The 1,082-nt window shown below is 63.2% G+C and carries 1 protein-coding gene and 1 pseudogene; both read right to left on the reverse strand.

Annotated elements, in window-relative coordinates:
- Positions 1 to 509: pseudogene (locus D6T63_RS18840) on the reverse strand (sensor histidine kinase); the annotation flags it as partial.
- Positions 510 to 524: 15 nt separating this feature from the next.
- Positions 525 to 1,082, reverse strand: a 558-nt coding sequence (locus tag D6T63_RS18845) for a response regulator (RefSeq protein ID WP_147394453.1), incomplete at its 5' end; no start/stop codon positions are given.

A 1,082-nucleotide genomic window follows, 5' to 3' on the forward strand; every position in this document is an offset into this window, starting at 1 on the left:
TCGACGAGTTCGCCCGAATCGGCCTCGTACTCGTTTTCTTCCGCAGTTTGGGATTCAAGGGTGGCTGTCGCCGGCCCTCCTTCAAGAAGCAGACGGGCCCATTCCTCCTGCTCGAAATCCTGCCCGATAAGTGATTCCACATCCGAGTAGACCACCCGGCCGCGCTCGTCCCACACCTTGATCCTCGTCACGTGGTCGTTGGCCAGCCACGGCGCCAACCTCTGCTCGAGTAATTCCAGTGCGGCGGGGTCTTCTTCAAGGAGCTGGCTCGTGATCAACGGCCCGACCACGTTATCGGCCAGACGCTGGGTCATGTCCCTCGCATTGGCCAGGGCATGCTGTTCCGCTTCCGCTCGGATCCAGAAAGCAACCGGGGTTGCCACCAGAACGAGAGCCAGAAAACCGACCGTGAGGAAACGCGCGACGGCTGCCCGGACCTCACGTCGTTCGGTGACGTCCGGGGCAGTCAAGAAGTCGTCGTTGACTTTTTCTGCGTGAAGTCCGCGCACGGTCGGCGTGCCTGGCTATTTTTCCGCAGGATCCGGCGCGGATCCGGTGGCGTTGCCGAGCTTTGCCACCAGCGACGGGTGCACGATCATGTTCCCTGGCCGGGCGTGCCTCAGGGTGTCGAGCAAGATTCCCAGGGCGCCGTCCTTCGGGAGAAACCCGCAGATTCCCATACGGGCGGCTTCTCGAAGCGCTTCCTGAGACGGGTTACCCGTCAGCATGACGACCCGGGCCTCCGGCGCTTCGGCAAGAATCCGCTCAGCAGCGTTGAGCCCGGACCCGCCGTCAAGATACAGATCCATGACGACGACGTCGGGTCGCAGTTCCAGGTACATCGTCGCGGCCGACTCCACCGTTTTGGCAGCTCCTACACTTTCGAAGTCAGGTTCGCGGTCCAGGGCTCCAGCCAGCAGGTCTGAGAACGTGGTGTGATCGTCGACGATGAGAATGCGCAGGCGTTCCGTCTCCGGCCTGGGCAATGGCTGTGCCTTGGAGCGGTCCTCCGTCACGACGCGCGTGGGTGCCCGGGGAGTGGTCGGACCGCTCGTCGTTCTAGTCGTCGTCAGCAGCCTGGC

The organism is Arthrobacter cheniae, assembly GCF_003602275.1.
Lineage (GTDB): Bacteria > Actinomycetota > Actinomycetes > Actinomycetales > Micrococcaceae > Arthrobacter_D > Arthrobacter_D cheniae.